Source organism: Bradyrhizobium tropiciagri (assembly GCF_018130545.1).
GTDB lineage: Bacteria > Pseudomonadota > Alphaproteobacteria > Rhizobiales > Xanthobacteraceae > Bradyrhizobium > Bradyrhizobium tropiciagri_A.
The window spans coordinates 23915-36500 of record NZ_JAFCKF010000006.1; the positions used below are offsets into that span (position 1 = coordinate 23915).

The window sequence follows — 12586 nt, forward strand, 5'->3', positions numbered from 1 at the left end:
GAGTCAGCCAAACAACCGCATCAGCAGCGCCTTGCCGACCGGCGCGGCGCGGACGCTGCGGAAGGCGCGGACATACTCGCCGGCATAGAATGCGCGCACGACATTGACCCGCGTCGCGACCGCGTCCTCGAAACGGACGCCGAAACCGTCGCGGGTGCGGCGGACCACCAGTGCGGTGACGTTCTGCCCGTAGACGTTGCACTTGATCGAGACGCCGATGGCCGGCGGGGCCGGATCGATGAAGCGCGCGCCCGAGATCGAGATGTCGGCCATCCGCACCAGCCGCGACTCCGTGCCTTCCTGAATCAGGATCGGCTCGTCGCGCTCGAAACGCTCGGCCTTCCTGCGCCGCGGCTGCTCGATGCAGATGAAGCAGACGATCGCGAGCACCACGCAATTGTACAGGCTCCAGGCCAGCGCCAGTCCGCCATAGGCGATGTTCTCGCCGCGCAGATGCACGATGAAAGCGTAAGCGATCGCGACCAGCGTGATCAGCAAGGCTCCGCCATAGATCCGCAGCAACGGCCATTCGATGAAGCGGCGGTTGCGATCGCCGCCCTTGGCCGTCACCTTGAACTTATGGCCCTGCGGCTTGGCGAGCCCGGTGACGACTGCCTTCAGGACCGCGGGTGCGGCAATGTATTGCGAGACGTCGGTCATGATCGCGAGCGAGCGGCCGCGCGAGATCCAGGCCATCGTGAAGGCGTGCCAGACATAGAACGGCATGAAGTATTTCAGCAGCTCGAAAAGGTCGGCATGGACCGCCTTGATCCCGAACAGCAGATAAAGCCAGGGCACGACGAGGCCGAGGATCTTGGTGCCGTAGACCGCCGCCCAGCTCATGAAGGCATCGACCAGCGACAGACGGTCCATGAATTCGAGCTTCGACTGGCGTGAGAACGGCCCGCTGCGACCGCGGACGATCTGCATGAAGCCGAGGCACCAGCGCCCGCGCTGGGTGATGTATTCCTTCAATCCTTCCGGCGCGAGGCCGAGCGTCAGGCGCTCGTTGAGATAGACCGTGCGCAGGCCCTTTTCCTTCAGCCGCAACGTGACGAGGTAATCCTCCGTCACCGAGTCGGTCGGGAAGCCGCCGATCTGCATCAGGCCGGCGTAACGGATCAGCGATGAGGTGCCGCAACAGAACGCGGTGCCCCAGGCATCCTTGGCCGGCATCAGTATGTCGAAGAAGAAGCGCTGCTCGTCGGGCCACACATCGGTCGCGGCGAGATTGGTCTGGATCGGATCCGGATTGATGAAGTGCTGCGGCGTCTGCACGACGCCGACAGTGCCGTCCTGCATCAGGCTCATCGCCCGGGTCAGGAAATCCGGCATCGGGACGAAATCCGCATCGAGGATCGAGACGAAGTCCGGCCGCTCGGCCAACCCGGATACATGCCGGAGCGCATGATTGATGTTGCCGGCCTTGGCGTGACTGTTGTCCGGGCGGGTCAGATAGTTGCAGCCGAGTTCCTGGGCGAGCCTGCGCAGCCACAGCCTGCGGCCGTCATCGAGCACCCAGACGCGATAGTTGGGATAGTTCAGCCCGGTCGCGCCGATGATGGTGCGCTCCAGGATCGCCTTCTCCTCATTGTAGGTGCAGATGAAGACGTCGACGAGCGGCGCATCCGTGCCCGCCTTGGATCGACGCAGGATGGCGTTGACCTCGGGCGAACGGTCGATGGTGCGGCTGAGGAACAAGAGCGACAGGCACACCGCGATCATCGAGGCGGCCTCGGCCACCACGAAGGGATAGCCGACCACGGCGTCCGCGGTGAAACCCGGCGGCGGCAGGGTCTCCGTCACGCGCCAGACGAAATAGTGCAGCAGCAGAACGAACGACATGCCGGTCATCATGACGCGGGCCAGCGTCTGCTCGCGGTTGAGCAGGGGCAGGAGCGCAAGACAGGCACCGAAGGCCACCAGCCCGGGCGCGAATGCCGCCATCATGGCTTTGCCGCGTCCGTGTTGAACACCACCCGGCCGGTGCGGCCGACCGCGCATTCCTTGCCCGTGGTATCGATCTCCGGCATCGAGACCGTCACCCGGTACGGCTCCTTGTTCAGCGCATCCGGATTGATCGCAAGGTTCGCCGGCGCGCCCGACGCGCCGGTGAGGTTGACGATCTCGCCCTTGATCGCGGCGCTGCCGTCGTTCGGCTCGAAGCTCGCCTGCTCGCCGAGCTTGAGGCGGTTGTAGACGCCTTCGGTGACGTTGGCGGTGACCACCGCGCCGCTGCAATCCAGCAGCTTGAGCAAGGGCTGCCCGGCCCTGACGTCCTCGCCGGGTGACGTCATCATCTCCCAGATCCGTCCGGCGACCGGTGCCTTGATGTCGGCTTCGGCCCGGTTGATGTAATGCAGCTGCTCCGAGGCAATCTCGTGGGTGAGCCAATCGATCTCCGCATCGGAATGCGTCAGGTCGGCGCGCAGATCGCTGACGCGCTGGCGCATTTCCTCTTCGCGTTGCACGGAACTCGGCCGGTCATTGTAGCTGTCGCCGAGATAGGTCCCGTTCTGCGCGGCCGTGAGCTCGACCTTGGCGGCGTCGAGCCGCCGCTGTGCGCCGATCTCGGTCTGCTGTGCGATCGACTGCTCGCGCGTCAGCCGGGCCATTTCGACGGTCGAGACGCTGCCCGATTTGATCAGCGAGGAGGCGCGTTCGACCGCCGCCGTCGCCTCTTCGCGCCGCGCGGCCGCGGCCTCGATCGCGGTCTGGATTTCGGCGATGCGGGCCTGGAGCTGGAGGATGCGGCCGTCGCGGAACTGGCCGGCCTGGCGGGCGAGATCCTGTTGCGCCGTCTCGGCGGCCGCGAGCTTGGCGGCCAGGCTCGGCCGCTCATTCTCGAAGCGGGACATCTGCCGCCGGAGATCGTCGAGCCGCACGCGATCGCCGCGCGCGTTGACGACATGAAGGATCGCGTCGCCCTCATGGACCACGCTGAGCTGCGTCGAGCTTTGCTGCGGCTTCGCGCTCACGGTGCCGTCGATCGGCGAGCGCAAGGTCACAATCCTGGCATTGACCACGGCCTCGACGCTCGAGGTCTGCAGCACGGCTTTCAGCGGCAGCCATCCGAAGATCGCGACGATCGCAAGGCCAATCCCGACCTTGAACAGGCGGCGGACCATCCGCCCCGAGCCCGCGGGCGCTTCCGGCTGGGGAACGCTCTCGCTGACCGGCTCGTCATGCGCCGGCTGCAGGCGATCCTGCAAGTCGCGCTGCAATCCGCGCGCGCCATCGGCCTCGTCCTTGGTGACGGAAACATTGTCGTCGGGAAACGGCTTGTGCTGCTGCGCCTGATTCATGATGACCGGCCCCTGATCTGCGGAGTTGCGCGTACCAACGCACAGCTCTGAGGAGCGATGCCGTTGCCGGACCGATCCAATATTCAGGTGCTTCAAAACCGGCTAAAGTGAACCAGCCATCTTTCGGAAAAATTTCTGCAATTCTGCACGGGTCGGGAGCCTGATGCTGGAGCAAGGCCGTCGACCTGTTCCGCCGTCATTCGGGACGCGGGAGAAAAAACTGAGCCCGGAATCCATCAGGGCTAGAGGGGACTGGATTCCGGGCTCTCTCGGAAGGCTGTTGTCGGACCCGTCTTGCGCGACCCTGGCGTGAGCAGCCATCGCTCCGGTCCGGCAGCCTGCCGGGGCTAACTCCTGGCGTGCCTACGATCCTGGATCTGCTTGCGCCTGCAGCGCTGCCAGGCTCGCGCCCAGCAGGGCCAGATAGCTCGCCTGACAGATCACGACGCCCAGATCGAAGACGTCGAGCAGGTCGATCCAGGAATTGTCGGCCGGCGCGCTCGCCGCTTGCTTGCCACCATTAATCACGGTCGGCTGGAAGCTGCGGTCGAGCCTCTCGCGCTTTGCCTCGTGCCCGGCATCTTCGGAGCAGAGGATCAAATGCAGGCGCCTGTTGGGCATTTCAATCTCCCGTCTCTGATTGGCGATTGCCGAAGCCCGGAGACCTCTACCGTCATCGAGTTACCCAATAAGCGTAGTCACCGGGAGGAAACGGGCCATTGAACGGAGGTTGGTCCGGCCGTTACATTCGGATGGGGACGACATACTTAGGTTTATCCGCAACCTTGGCCTGGGCGTATCCGGCGATTTCACCTTCCGCGCGATTTCGCGCCACGCCGGCGGATCGCCAAAAAGGTCGGTGTGATCCGATCCGGGCGTTGAGAAAGCTGCTAAGATACAGCCCGTTAGGAGGGCGACGTTGTCGCCGCTGATGATAGCGGTCACCTAGCGACGCAGCGCGGCCCAAGTACTATGTACTGGTGCTGCCGATGAAGCGCATCCCGACCATGAAGTCCTGGTCGGCCGAGCAATGGCTGCTCGGCGGCATGGTGCTGGCCTTGGCCGCAACCTGCATGGGGCTGTTGCTTGCGCCGCAGCCCGAAGCTTCCGCCCATCTGATCGCGTTGGCCCTGCTCGTCGCCTCGCTTGCCGCGGCGCTACTGGTGATGCGCGTGGCGGGCCGCACCCACAGGCAAATGGAAGCCATGTTGCACGGTCGGGCCAGCGGCGAGCAGCGCGCGATGGAGGCGCTGCGCAACAGCGAAGCGCAATGGAAGGAGGTGTTCGAGCACAACCCGGTCATGTACTTCATGGTCGACGCCACGGGCCTCGTGCTGTCGGTCAACACCTTCGGCGCGGCGCAACTCGGCTACACCGTCGACGAGTTGCTCGGACAATCCGTGCTGCGGGTGTTTGCCGCCGCAGACCTGCATATGGTCCAGCGCAACGTCGCTGCGTGCCTCGACCATATCGGCCAGACCCTGAATTGGGAAATCCGCAAGGTCCGCAAGGACGGTTCGCGGCTTTGGGTACGTGAGAACGCCAAGGCCGTGCGGCGGCTCGACGGTCAGCTGATCGTCCTGATCGCATGCGAGGACATTACCGAGCGCAAGCAGGCCGAGAATGCGCTGCAGCAAAGCGAGATGTATCTGACCGAAGCCCAGCGATTGAGCCACACCGGCAGCTTCGGCTGGCACGTCGCCAGCGGCGAGATCATCTGGTCGGAGGAGACGTTCAGGATCTTCGAATTCGACCGGGTTCCTTCGATCAAGCATGCCACGGTCCTGCAACGCGTCCATCCGGATGATCGCGACCGCGTGCAACAGACCATCAACCGCGCCTCGCTCGACGGCAACGACTTCGAGCATGGCTACCGACTGCTGATGCCCGATGGGACGATCAAATATGTGCACGCCAGGGCGCATGCGGTGACCAACCTCTCGGGCGATACCGAGTTTGTCGGCGCCGTGACCGACGTGACCGCCCGCAAGCGAGCCGAGGCCGAGCTGCACGAAGCGCAGACCAACCTCGCGCATGTCACGCGCGTGACCGCGCTCGGCGAGCTCGCGGCATCGATCGCCCATGAGGTGAACCAGCCGCTTGCCGCCGTGGTCGCCAACGCCGCCGCATGCCTGCGGTGGCTCGACCGGGCGGTCCCCGACCTGAATGAAGCGCGCGGCGCGGTCAGGTCGATCATCAGCGACGGCAACCGGGCGGGCGAAGTCATCCAGCGCGTCCGCGCGCTGGTGAACAAGACCGCCGATCAAAAGGCGCCGCTCGACATCAATGAGGCCATCAACGAGGTGATCGGCCTGGTGCAACATGAACTGCAGAGCCACCTCGTGTCCTTGCAGCTGGACCTCGCTCCCGCGCTCCCGCCCATCGTCGCTGACCGCATCCAGTTGCAGCAAGTCATCCTCAACCTGGTCATGAATGGCATCGAGGCGATGCAGCCGGTCACGGACCAGCCGCGGCAACTCGTCATCCGGACGCGCCATGACGATGCCGGACAGATCGTGGTTACCGTCACCGATCGTGGCGTCGGGATCACGCCGGAGAATGCGGAGCGCCTGTTCGACGCCTTCTACACCACCAAGGCCAGCGGCATGGGAATGGGATTGTCGATCTGCCGCTCGATCGTCGAAGCCCACCGGGGCCGCCTGTCGGTGACCGGAAATAGCAACCACGGCGCGACATTCCAGTTTACCCTGCCACTGCGTCAAGAGGATCACGCATGGTGACCGGACGCGCGGCATCGCCTCTCACAAACGCGGAGGATCCGATCGTGTTCGTCGTCGACGACGACGCGTCGGTGCGGGACGCACTGAACAATCTTTTCCGGTCGGTCGGCCTGCGGACCGCCGTGTTCGGATCGGCCCATGAATTTCTGCAACACAAGCTCCCGGATGTCCCGAGCTGCCTGATCCTGGACATCAGGCTGCCCCGGCTGAGTGGGCTCGACTTTCAGGCCGAGCTGGCCAAGGCCGATATTCATATTCCGATCATCTTCATGACCGGCCATGGCGATATCCCGATGACGGTCAGGGCCATGAAGGCCGGGGCCATCGATTTCCTGACCAAGCCATTCCGCGATCAGGACATGCTGGATGCCGTCACGACGGCGATCAAGCGCGACAAAAGCCGACGCGATGACGCCAGGGTTCTTGCCCGTTTGCGCGCGGCCTTCGCGGCCCTGACCCCTCGTGAGCGTCAAATCATGAGCCTCGTCACCGCAGGGCTCATGAACAAGCAGGTCGCCGCCGAAATCGGCGTGGCCGAGATCACGGTCAAGATCCACCGTGGGCACATCATGCGGAAAATGGCGGCGAAATCGTTGCCTGATCTGGTCAGGATGGCACAGACCCTCGGGATCGGGCCGGCATCCGGCGGCGCGCAAACCTAAGTATGATTCTCCGGCCCCGATTGGCGACGCACTGTGCCGCGTATCATCGCACAGGTTGCAGGCCCTCCGCCCGTCCCCAGGAAGACCCTTTTGTCCAATCCGCCAGTGATATCAATCATCGACGATGACCTGTCGGTCCGCACCGCGACCGACAATCTCGTCAGATCGCTGGGCTATGCGGTCGAGACCTACGCGTCGGCCGAGGAATTCCTGCACTCGCCGCACCTCGGCGACACATCCTGCGTGATCACGGATGTCAGGATGCCGGCGATGAGCGGGCTCGACCTGCAAGCCCATCTGATTGCCGGTGGACGGCGCTTTCCGTTCATTTTTATCACGGCGTTCTCCGTTGAAGCCGACCGGGCCCGGGCCATGGAGGCGGGCGCAATCTGCTTCCTGATCAAGCCCTTCGACGGCGATACCCTGATCAGATGCCTCGATACCGCGCTCGCGCGGCAGGGCACAGCGCCGAGCGAATGAGTTCGGGTCGCGTATACGCAGGGATAATGCCGCGAAACATCTGGACAAGTTGCGGATGGACGATCTTGGCGCGAGATTTCGCGCCGCCGCCCATCGGGAAGATCGGCGGCATGGACAGCATCAGACATTTTGATTGGCAAATGGCAATTCCTCGGGAGGGAGGTCGCCATGCGTGCGGAACCGCGCTGCGCCCAGTGTGACAGCGAAGAGCCCAAGATCATCTGCCTGCGAAATCCGGCGGGTGAGCGCTACTGCGGACGGCTCTGTCTCTACAAAGGTCAGGAGAACTTCATTCGCTGGCTTTGGCGGGCGAATGCGGAGGCGGAGGCGGAGGCCGTATCATGACAGGCTGTTGTGGGAATCCGGGATGCAAGCGTCCCTTCGGACTGATCCGACATAGCTGGCACTTCGAGCAGTTTTGCTCGACGAAGTGTCGCGAAATCTACAAGCGGCAGCTGGAGCGCAACAAGGCCTATTGGAAGTGGCTCTATCCCTTCGCCAGAACCGGCGACGGCCGATCGGGAAAACTGGTCTGACCTACAACGCGCGAGGAAGATCCGATGACGACGGTCGATGCGATGCTGGTAGGCGCGATCCTCGCGTGGGTGCCTTCGCTGATTGTCTTCCTCTACATCGTGCGTGATCTGCGCAACATGCCCCGCGAAGACCTCGATTGATTGCGGGCCGCTAGACCTCCACGCCCTCGTGACGCAGCAGCCAGCGCTTGCGTTCCAGCCCGCCGCCATATTTGACCAGCGAGCCGTTGGCGCCGATCAGGCGATGGCAGGGCACGACGACGCTGATCGGGTTGGAGCCGTTGGCGTGGCCGACCGCGCGCATCGCATTCGGCGCTTTCAATTTTGCCGCCAGCGCGCCGTAGCTCATGGTGGTGCCAGGCTGAATTGTCGGCAGCGCGTGCCAGACCTTCTGCTGAAACGGCGTGCCGGCGACGCGCCACGCCACGTCGGTCAGGCGATCGAGATCGCCCTTGAAGTAGTCGCCGAGCGCCTTGCGCATCGCAGCCGGCGCGCGGCCGTCGCGCAGCGTCACGGCGCCATGGTGCAGCCGCAGCAGCTCGAGCATGCGCCCTTCGTAGTCGTCCCAGTCGAGCGCGCGCAGCACACCGTCGTCGTCAGTCACCAATAGTGCCGTGCCGATCGGCGTCTTGAGGCGGTCGAGGTTGAAGATCTGTGCAGTCTTATGGTCGGCCATTGTTGTCTCTGGAAGTCATCGCTCTGCGAGCAGGTCGCTGAGCATACAATTCACCGCCCGTATGCTAGCGTCCACCCGAATTCCGGTGAGAGCTCTGGGGGCACCGAACAATGCTTTGGCTTGCTAATTTTCTGGTCGCGGTGGTGGCCGCGCTGCACATCTATTTCCTTGTGCTCGAGATGTTCCTGTGGACCAAGCCGCTCGGGCTGAAGACCTTCCGCAACACGATCGAGAAGGCAACTGATTCCGCGGTGCTCGCCGCCAATCAGGGGCTCTACAACGGCTTCCTCGCCGCCGGACTGATCTGGGGCCTCATGCACGGCAATCCAGCCTTCGCGTTCCAGATCAAGACATTCTTCCTGCTCTGCGTGATCGTCGCCGGTGCCTATGGCGCGGCCACCGTCAGCCGCCGCATCCTTTATGTGCAGGCGGCTCCCGCAGCGCTGGCGCTGATCCTGCTCTGGCTGGCCTAAAGCGCGGACGCGCTCTTGTTTGCTCGAGCATGATCCGCTCGGAAAGCCGCTTCGCACTTTTCCGGATCATGCTCAAACGCGACATCGCGCGCAGGCGCATCGTCTTGCAATGCCCCGGCCCTTCCTCCATCATCCCTGACAACGGTGACATCCGCCGGCCTGAGCTTGCGGACAAGATCACCGGCAACAGGGAGGTCACGGACATGAGGAGCGTGCAATTGCTCGCTGCGACAGCGCTTGCCATCGCGTTGTCGGTTACATCGGCCACCGCGCAGAAGAAATACGACATCGGCGCGACCGACACCGAGATCAAGATCGGCCAGACCGTGCCGTTCTCCGGCCCCGCATCCGCCTATGCCGGAATCGGCAAGACCCAGGCGGCCTACCTCAAGATGATCAACGATCAGGGCGGCATCAACGGCCGCAAGCTGAACCTGATCCAGTATGACGACGCCTATTCACCGCCGAAAGCGGTGGAGCAGGTGCGCAAGCTCGTCGAGGGCGACGAGGTGCTGTTCACGTTCCAGATCATCGGCACGCCGTCAAATGCCGCCGTGCAGAAATACCTGAATGCCAAGAAGGTCCCGCAGCTGCTCGCCTCCACCGGCGCCTCGCGCTTCTCCGATCCGCAGAATGCGCCGTGGACGATCGCGTTCAATCCGAATTACCAGTCCGAGGGACGCATCTACGCCAAATACATCCTGGCCAATCACCCGAACGCCAAGATCGGCATCTTCTACCAGAACGACGATCTCGGCCGCGACTACATCACCGGTCTGAAGAGCGGGCTTGGCGACAAGGCCGCCAGCATGATCGTCGCCGAGGTCTCCTATGAGCTGACCGACCCGACCGTCGATTCCCAGATCGTCAAGCTGAAGGCCGCCGGCGTCGACCTCGTCTATGACGCCTCGACGCCGAAATTCGCGGCACAGGCGATCCGCAAGATCGCGGACCTCGACTGGCACCCGGTGCACATCCTCGACATCAATGCGAGCCCGGTGTCGGCGACGCTGAAGCCGGCCGGCCTCGACATTTCCAAGGGCATCATCTCGACCAATTACGGCAAGGACCCCGCCGACCCGCAATGGAAGGACGATCCCGGCGTGAAGGCCTATTTCGCCTTCATGGACAAGTATTATCCGGAGGGCGACAAGCTCAACACCGTCAACACCTACGGCTACTCGACCGCCGAGCTGTTAATCCAGGTGCTCAAGCAGTGCGGCGACGACCTCACCCGCGAGAACCTGATGAAGCAAGTGACCAGCCTGAAGAAGTTCGTGCCGTCGCTGGCGCTGCCGGGCATGTCGATCACAACTGGACCGAACGACTACCGCATCAACAAGCAGATGCAGATGATGAAGTTCAACGGCGAGCGCTGGGAGCTGTTCGGCCCGATCATCGAGGACACCGGCCCGGCGGGTTAGGTCACGCCACGACGACGCTACACCCCCTCTCCCGCTTGCGGGGGAGGGTTGGGGTGGGGGTCTATCCACAGGTCACTTAGTGGAGAGAGCCCACACCCGGATTGCATCTACGATGCAATCCGACCTCCCCCGCAAGCGGGAGAGGTGAAGAGAAGAACAAGACCAACCGGCGCAGCGCTTCCCCGCTGGCGCCGGTTTGTTTTTGCGGTGCCCCCTACTTTGGTTGACTGAAATCGCTCACCTTTTCGGCACCGGTCGTCTTGCGTCGCAGCAAACGTTCCTCCAGTATCCCGGCCCAGCGATGGCGACCGCGGGCCTTGAACCCGCGGACAAGATCATCGGCCAACATCAGTCACGTGAGGGAAACAGCATTATGAGGAATGGGATTTTCCACCTGGTCACGGGAACGGCGCTCGCAATCGCGCTGTCTGCAACGTCGGCCTCCGCGCAGAAGAAATACGATCCCGGCGCGAGCGATACCGAAATCAAGATCGGCCAGACCGTCCCCTTCTCCGGACCGGCCTCCGCCTATGCCTCGATCGGCAAGACCCAGGCGGCCTATTTCAAGATGATCAACGATCAGGGCGGCATCAACGGCCGCAAGATCAATCTGATCCAGTATGACGACGCCTACTCGCCGCCCAAGGCCGTCGAGCAGGTGCGCAAGCTCGTCGAGAGCGACGAGGTGCTCCTGACCTTCCAGATCGTCGGCACGCCGTCGAACGCCGCGGTGCAGAAATATCTCAACGCCAAGAAGGTGCCGCAGCTGTTCGCCGCCACCGGCGCCTCGAAGTTCACCGACCCGAAGAACTTCCCCTGGACGCTCGGCTTCAACCCGAACTACTTCGTCGAGGGCCGCATCTACGGCCAGTACATCCTGAAAGAGCACCCGAACGCCAAGATCGGCGTGCTCTATCAGAACGACGACCTCGGCAAGGACTACCTGAACGGCATCAAGGCCGGTCTCGGCGACAAGGCCGCCAAGATGATCGTGGCCGAAGCCTCCTATGAGGTCTCCGACCCGACCATCGATTCCCAGGTGATCAAGATCAAGGATGCCGGCGCCGATCTGTTCTTCTCAGCCTCGACGCCGAAGCAGGCCGCGCAGGCGATCAAGAAGATCGCCGAGCTCGGCTGGCATCCGGTCCACATCGTCGACATCAATGCGACCTCGGTCGGCGCGGTGTTGCAGCCGGCGGGCCTGGAGGCCTCCAAGGGCCTGATCTCGACCAATTACGGCAAGGATCCGGCCGATCCGCAGTGGAAGGACGATCCGGGCATGAAGCGCTATTTCGACTTCATGGCCAAGTACTATCCGGACGGCGACAAGAACTCGAACTTCAACACCTATGGCTACTCGACCGCGCAGCTGATGGTGCATGTGCTGAAGCAGTGCGGCGACGAGCTGACCCGCGAGAACGTGCTGAAGCAGGCCACCAATCTGAAGAACGTCGACCTCGACATGGCGCTGCCCGGCATCAAGGGCAACACCACGCCGAACGACTATCGCGTCAACAAGCAGCTGCAGATGATGAAGTTCAACGGCGAGCGCTGGGAGCTGTTCGGCCCGATCCTCGAGGATTCCGGCCCGGCGGGCTAGTGGTTCGGCAGAGTTGAAAATGCAATCGGCGGCCTCCGGGCCGCCGATTTGTTTTTGGCTTGTCATTGCCGGGCTTGACCCGGCAATCCATCAATTGAGAAGAGTTCTTCTGTGATGGATGCGCGGGTCAAGCCCGCGCATGACGACATCGGCTGACGGCCGACATCGTCACCCCGGAATCTCGCCGAAATTCTTCCCGACCGGCAACACCGCATGCCGGATCAGCCGCGAATCCTCGACGCCGGCCTGGCGGTGCTTCACCGCCTCGCGATAGACGGGGTCGCGGATCATCTCGACGAAGGCGGCGACGCTGGGATATTCGGCGATGAAGCAATGATCCCAGCGCTCCTCCTGCGGGCCGATCAGCATCAGTTCGAAGCGGCCCTGCCAGACGATGCGGCCACCGAGGCGCTCGAACACCGGACCGCTGTCGCGGCCATACGCGGCGTAAGCCTCCGCACCGGTTGCCTTGCGGCCGTCGGGATAAGCGGCCCATTCGCGCAAGCGCACCAGATTGAGCATGTGGATCGGGCCCGGCCGGTTGTTGTCCCGGAATTGCGCAAACACGTCCTTCGTCGGATCGATATGGCCCATGCGGTGCTCCCTGCTTCTTGTTCCAGCGTGATATAGCAACGCGCTGCCCCACCTCCTAATCCCCCGTTAAGCTTTGCGTAACCGCCCCTTAAACC

12 protein-coding genes are annotated in these 12586 nt (G+C 63.3%); 7 read left to right on the forward strand and 5 right to left on the reverse strand.

What is annotated here, in order from left to right; genetic code table 11:
- Positions 1-3 precede the first annotated feature (3 nt).
- The 3 genes from JQ616_RS25265 to JQ616_RS25275 form a co-directional block, all read right to left on the reverse strand.
- Positions 4-1950: a glycosyltransferase gene (locus tag JQ616_RS25265; RefSeq protein WP_212019226.1), complete on the reverse strand. Its 1947-nt coding sequence runs from the start codon at positions 1948-1950 to the stop codon at positions 4-6.
- On the reverse strand, positions 1947-3305 hold the full coding sequence (locus JQ616_RS25270) for an HlyD family secretion protein (protein ID WP_249137268.1): 1359 nt from the start codon (positions 3303-3305) through the stop codon (positions 1947-1949). Before JQ616_RS25270 ends, JQ616_RS25265 begins: the two co-directional genes overlap by 4 nt.
- A gap of 363 nt (positions 3306-3668) precedes the next feature.
- Complete coding sequence (locus JQ616_RS25275; protein WP_212019228.1) at positions 3669-3926, reverse strand: hypothetical protein; 258 nt, start codon at positions 3924-3926, stop codon at positions 3669-3671.
- Positions 3927-4351: 425 nt separating this feature from the next.
- Between JQ616_RS25275 and JQ616_RS25280 the strand changes: the two genes are divergently transcribed.
- The 4 genes from JQ616_RS25280 (at position 4352) to JQ616_RS25295 (ending at position 7533) form a co-directional block, all read left to right on the forward strand.
- Positions 4352-6046, forward strand: coding sequence for a PAS domain-containing sensor histidine kinase (locus tag JQ616_RS25280; RefSeq protein WP_249137269.1), 1695 nt, complete (start codon positions 4352-4354; stop codon positions 6044-6046).
- Positions 6040-6708 (forward strand): response regulator transcription factor, encoded by a 669-nt coding sequence (locus JQ616_RS25285; protein WP_212019230.1) that lies wholly within the window; start codon positions 6040-6042, stop codon positions 6706-6708. The genes JQ616_RS25280 and JQ616_RS25285 overlap by 7 nt, the downstream gene beginning before the upstream one ends.
- 90 nt (positions 6709-6798) lie before the next feature.
- A complete protein-coding gene (locus JQ616_RS25290) occupies positions 6799-7188 on the forward strand; it encodes a response regulator transcription factor (RefSeq protein WP_249137270.1) in 390 nt (129 codons plus the stop codon).
- 168 nt (positions 7189-7356) lie between these two features.
- Positions 7357-7533 carry a hypothetical protein gene (locus tag JQ616_RS25295; RefSeq protein WP_212019232.1) on the forward strand — a complete coding sequence of 59 codons (177 nt, stop codon included), beginning with the start codon at positions 7357-7359 and terminating at the stop codon, positions 7531-7533.
- 342 nt (positions 7534-7875) lie between these two features.
- Here JQ616_RS25295 and JQ616_RS25300 read toward each other — a convergent pair whose 3' ends face one another.
- Positions 7876-8400, reverse strand: coding sequence for a methylated-DNA--[protein]-cysteine S-methyltransferase (locus JQ616_RS25300; protein ID WP_212019234.1), 525 nt, complete (start codon positions 8398-8400; stop codon positions 7876-7878).
- Between the two features lie 110 nt (positions 8401-8510).
- Here JQ616_RS25300 and JQ616_RS25305 point away from each other — a divergent pair, with 110 nt between their 5' ends.
- The 3 genes from JQ616_RS25305 (at position 8511) to JQ616_RS25315 (ending at position 11897) form a co-directional block, all read left to right on the forward strand.
- Positions 8511-8873, forward strand: a complete 363-nt coding sequence (locus JQ616_RS25305) for a DUF1304 domain-containing protein (RefSeq protein WP_212019235.1) — start codon at positions 8511-8513, stop codon at positions 8871-8873.
- Positions 8874-9076: 203 nt separating this feature from the next.
- Entirely contained in the window at positions 9077-10297 is a 1221-nt protein-coding gene (locus tag JQ616_RS25310; protein WP_212019237.1) for an ABC transporter substrate-binding protein, read from the forward strand.
- A 373-nt stretch (positions 10298-10670) separates the two neighbouring features.
- The gene (locus tag JQ616_RS25315) at positions 10671-11897 is read left to right on the forward strand and encodes an ABC transporter substrate-binding protein (protein ID WP_212019239.1); all 1227 of its coding nucleotides are present in this window, start codon (positions 10671-10673) and stop codon (positions 11895-11897) included.
- A gap of 168 nt (positions 11898-12065) precedes the next feature.
- Here the strand turns inward: JQ616_RS25315 and JQ616_RS25320 are convergent, their stop codons facing one another.
- Complete coding sequence (locus tag JQ616_RS25320) at positions 12066-12491, reverse strand: DUF1330 domain-containing protein (RefSeq protein ID WP_212019241.1); 426 nt, start codon at positions 12489-12491, stop codon at positions 12066-12068.
- Positions 12492-12586: the final 95 nt, after the last annotated feature.

Excerpts from the sequence above, each read along its gene's own strand:
- JQ616_RS25265 (WP_212019226.1), bottom strand. The coding sequence starts at position 1,950 with ATGATGGCGGCATTCGCGCCCGGGCTGGTGGCCTTCGGTGCCTGTCTT.
- JQ616_RS25270 (WP_249137268.1), bottom strand. The coding sequence starts at position 3,305 with ATGAATCAGGCGCAGCAGCACAAGCCGTTTCCCGACGACAATGTTTCC.
- JQ616_RS25275 (WP_212019228.1), bottom strand. The coding sequence starts at position 3,926 with ATGCCCAACAGGCGCCTGCATTTGATCCTCTGCTCCGAAGATGCCGGG.
- JQ616_RS25280 (WP_249137269.1), top strand. The coding sequence starts at position 4,352 with ATGGTGCTGGCCTTGGCCGCAACCTGCATGGGGCTGTTGCTTGCGCCG.
- JQ616_RS25285 (WP_212019230.1), top strand. The coding sequence starts at position 6,040 with ATGGTGACCGGACGCGCGGCATCGCCTCTCACAAACGCGGAGGATCCG.
- JQ616_RS25295 (WP_212019232.1), top strand. The coding sequence starts at position 7,357 with ATGCGTGCGGAACCGCGCTGCGCCCAGTGTGACAGCGAAGAGCCCAAG.
- JQ616_RS25300 (WP_212019234.1), bottom strand. The coding sequence starts at position 8,400 with ATGGCCGACCATAAGACTGCACAGATCTTCAACCTCGACCGCCTCAAG.
- JQ616_RS25305 (WP_212019235.1), top strand. The coding sequence starts at position 8,511 with ATGCTTTGGCTTGCTAATTTTCTGGTCGCGGTGGTGGCCGCGCTGCAC.
- JQ616_RS25310 (WP_212019237.1), top strand. The coding sequence starts at position 9,077 with ATGAGGAGCGTGCAATTGCTCGCTGCGACAGCGCTTGCCATCGCGTTG.
- JQ616_RS25315 (WP_212019239.1), top strand. The coding sequence starts at position 10,671 with ATGAGGAATGGGATTTTCCACCTGGTCACGGGAACGGCGCTCGCAATC.
- JQ616_RS25320 (WP_212019241.1), bottom strand. The coding sequence starts at position 12,491 with ATGGGCCATATCGATCCGACGAAGGACGTGTTTGCGCAATTCCGGGAC.